At 38.9% G+C, this 2718-nt stretch carries 5 protein-coding genes and 1 pseudogene; 2 read left to right on the top strand and 4 right to left on the bottom strand.

Annotated features, from left to right (window positions below):
* Positions 1–5 precede the first annotated feature (5 nt).
* Positions 6–107 (top strand): hypothetical protein, encoded by a 102-nt coding sequence (locus H6G26_RS40715; RefSeq protein ID WP_347242607.1) that lies wholly within the window; start codon positions 6–8, stop codon positions 105–107.
* On the opposite strand, the gene H6G26_RS40720 is transcribed toward H6G26_RS40715, so the two are convergent.
* The 3 genes from H6G26_RS40720 to H6G26_RS40730 form a co-directional block, all read right to left on the bottom strand.
* Positions 104–283, bottom strand: a complete 180-nt coding sequence (locus H6G26_RS40720; RefSeq protein WP_242054387.1) for a hypothetical protein — start codon at positions 281–283, stop codon at positions 104–106. The two genes, H6G26_RS40715 and H6G26_RS40720, sit on opposite strands and share 4 nt — an antisense overlap.
* A gap of 112 nt (positions 284–395) precedes the next feature.
* A complete protein-coding gene (locus H6G26_RS40725) occupies positions 396–1181 on the bottom strand; it encodes an IS630 family transposase (RefSeq protein WP_242054388.1) in 786 nt (261 codons plus the stop codon).
* A 142-nt stretch (positions 1182–1323) separates the two neighbouring features.
* Positions 1324–1599, bottom strand: coding sequence for a helix-turn-helix domain-containing protein (locus H6G26_RS40730; RefSeq protein ID WP_242054389.1), 276 nt, complete (start codon positions 1597–1599; stop codon positions 1324–1326).
* Between the two features lie 487 nt (positions 1600–2086).
* Here H6G26_RS40730 and H6G26_RS40735 point away from each other — a divergent pair.
* A pseudogene (locus H6G26_RS40735) lies at positions 2087–2374 on the top strand (transposase); the annotation flags it as partial.
* 5 nt (positions 2375–2379) lie between these two features.
* Here H6G26_RS40735 and H6G26_RS40740 read toward each other — a convergent pair.
* On the bottom strand, positions 2380–2676 hold the full coding sequence (locus H6G26_RS40740; RefSeq protein ID WP_242054390.1) for a gamma-glutamylcyclotransferase: 297 nt from the start codon (positions 2674–2676) through the stop codon (positions 2380–2382).
* Between the last annotated feature and the right edge of the window lie 42 nt (positions 2677–2718).

Here is a 2718-nt window from a genome sequence, read left to right on the forward strand (position 1 = left end):
ACAAAATTGTTCTAGTTACAGGCGCAAATCGTGGCATTGGCAAGGCACTGGTTGAATCCTTTATTGAACGCGGAGCTACCAAAATCTATGCCGCTGTGCGATGCTAGTTAGTGATATCTGCGTGGATTGGAATTCCTGGTTGTTCATGGTGCAATTGTGATTGAGAATAAGGGGAGATTTCGACAAATTGCTGGACTCGGAATTTGTGGGATAGACCTGCGGCTGATATTCCGTGGTGGCAGAGTCCACCGATGCCGGAGAAAAGTGAAAGGACTGATTTCATGAGGCGATCGCACTCCTGATCAATTTATCAGGTACTTCAAAAATCCCCAGTTGGCCAATGTAAGAAATTGGTGTAACTTCTCGTGGATTCTCCAGCTTCCAGTGATAAGTAGCTAAACAAAATTAATTACATAGTTTTTACCAAACTCTCGAAGAATCTTTTCCACAGATGCTACAAAAGTTTGCCAATTTTTGTAAGCATCAATTTCAATCCATTGATACTTAATAAATCGCCACAAAATTTCAATCAAATTTAACTCAGGTGAATAGGAAGGTAATTGAAAGATAGTAATACCACGTTCTGACCATTCTTCAATTTTATCAAGAATAATCCCACTGGTATGAATAGAGGATTGATCAACAACAATCACGGTCGGTTTATCTACCTGAGGAAAGAACGCATCAATGCAAGCAATAATTACATCCGAATTAATACTTTGAGTTGAAACATAAGTTTCAAGGTGATTATTTCGATTCATGATTCCTAAAACATTCAAGCGCGAACTACGGCGACTAGGAATAGTTAAATACTCTCCGATGTTTTGCCATCCATAAGGAACAGAAGGAATGAGACAAAATCCGGTCTCATCTAAGTAATATAAATTAATTTTACCTTCGGATTCTAATCGTTTAAACTCTGTTAACTGTGCTGATTTTTCCTTGTATTCTATAGGGTCTGGCTCTCCTCCAACATCTCGTCGCATTCTATGCCAACTCATATAAAAATTTTTCAATATTCTCTTAATGGTTTCAGTGCTAACTTCAATATCCCATTCTGATTGAATTTTTTGTAGCGTCTTTTTTAGTTGTCTTGGTTCAAGTTTTGCCCACTCTCTAATTTCTGCTTCTTGTTCTGGACTAAATATTCGTTTTCTCCCTCTCCCCCAGGGCAAACGCATCTAAATTACTCTTGATCACAACGAAGGTTAAAAACCAACGAAAAAATGAGGATTTCGCGTTTGATTATTTTTTAAGCCCCAAACAATCGCCAAATATTTTCGCAATAAGCAAGAGTTAATGACATTATTTTTAAGTATATTCTCAATAGACTTTACTTGTTGACATGATGCGGCCGCCCTGCCCTCTCCCCGGTTTATTATACAGTCCTACCATTCCCTCTGATTCCCAACGATTTATCCAGTTATATATTGTTTTATAGCTAACATTAAATATTGTCATTAATTTTTCTAACTCTATTCCCTGACAGGCTAGCATTAAGAAATGCGCTCTTTGCCGCACCTGATGATATCGACTTTGGCGATAGATGCGCTCCAGTAGTTTCAAAGAAAGCGGATTTATTTCTCTAAAAAAAATCATTTAAACCCTAATTTTTATCTAAGTAAATCCAAGATTATATTGTATATTCATTTGTGTAATTAATTTTGTTAGATTACTTATAGTCCTGCTACCCGACCACGGTGATGCCATTATCAGCGATAGGTTTTATACTACGTAGTTTACCATGTCGAGAAATTGACACAGATTATTTATCTCTGTTGTCAGTTTGGGTTGACCAGGCTTTAAGGGGCGCAAATCAACTGCTGAATTACGTGATTTTGGGCAATATCAAGTTCTCTTTCTTGCCGAAAGCGAACAACACTTACTTAAACAAATCCAGCAAGTACCTATAACTGAGTATAAAACTCAACGTCGTAAATTAGCTTTAGCGGAAGTTCCTCGCCAACAAAAACGTCGCCTTCATCGTAATCCAGTTAGCACAATACAAGCTTTGGTTAATCAACATCAGGAACTCCTTTCTCTGCTTGAGTCTCAAGCTTTTTCATACCAATTAGACAGCTAGGGCACTCACCCTTGCCACCATCCCATGCGCCTAGTATCAGTATTGTGGGGTAAGACTTGGTATCATTACTTAACTAATGTTCTTGACCCACAACAGCTTTCGGCACAAGAAGTTTGTGATTTATACCGACGACGTTGGCGGATTGAGGACGCATTTTTATTGACTAAGCGATTGTTGGGCTTGTCCTATCTGTGGGTTGGTGGTACTAACGGTGTACAAATGCAAATATACGCTACTTGGATTTTCTACGCTGTTCTGAATGACTTGTGTGCTGATGTAGCGATCGCTGTAAGAAACTAATCCAGCCGGGCCGACACCTGCTTGGAAAGCCAAAGCAGTTGCTGATCTTTAATTCCAACTTTCATTAATCCGTTAACAGTTTGCATCAGGTAATCAGCGCAAGAACCAAGCTCACCAGATGCTGTGGCAATACTGTTAATTATTGTTTCTTTTGAAATCTTGCCAGTATAAGCACGATGCTGGCGGTTGATGACAAAGGTAAGCTGTTGTACCTTTAATTTGCATAAAATGGGAATTGGATAAGTATTGTATTTACTGCCATGCCAGCTAGAGGTTTTCTCACACCGGGTCAACAAGAAAATTTACAAAAAGCCGTCAGAGAAAGTGCGGACAAG

The sequence above is a fragment of the Nostoc sp. FACHB-888 genome (genome assembly GCF_014696655.1).
Taxonomy (GTDB): domain Bacteria; phylum Cyanobacteriota; class Cyanobacteriia; order Cyanobacteriales; family Nostocaceae; genus Nostoc.

What these genes read in the sequence shown, in the direction of transcription:
- H6G26_RS40720 (WP_242054387.1), bottom strand. Translation starts at nt 283, where the DNA reads ATGAAATCAGTCCTTTCACTTTTCTCCGGCATCGGTGGACTCTGCCAC.
- H6G26_RS40725 (WP_242054388.1), bottom strand. Translation starts at nt 1,181, where the DNA reads ATGCGTTTGCCCTGGGGGAGAGGGAGAAAACGAATATTTAGTCCAGAA.
- H6G26_RS40730 (WP_242054389.1), bottom strand. Translation starts at nt 1,599, where the DNA reads ATGATTTTTTTTAGAGAAATAAATCCGCTTTCTTTGAAACTACTGGAG.